Consider the following 234-nt stretch of genomic DNA (forward strand, 5'->3'; position numbering starts at 1 on the left):
GGCCTTTTGATCGACGGCCGCTGGCATGATCAGTGGTATGAAAACGGCAAGGACGGCACGTTCAAACGCGAAAACGCCCAACGCCGTAACCAACTGCCCGCCCCTGAGGCCGGCCGCTACCACCTGTACGTCTCGCTGGCCTGCCCATGGGCCCACCGCACCCTGATTGTCCGCGCCCTCAAAGGCCTGGAGCCCTTGCTCGATGTGTCGGTAGTGAGTTGGCTGATGCAGGAT

The 234-nt window shown here is 62.4% G+C and carries 1 pseudogene; it reads left to right on the forward strand.

Annotated features, from left to right (window positions below):
* A pseudogene (locus SB756_RS35605) lies at window positions 1-234 on the forward strand (glutathione S-transferase family protein); the annotation flags it as partial.

Source organism: Pseudomonas sp. SIMBA_068 (assembly GCF_046534705.1).
Lineage (GTDB): Bacteria > Pseudomonadota > Gammaproteobacteria > Pseudomonadales > Pseudomonadaceae > Aquipseudomonas > Aquipseudomonas putida.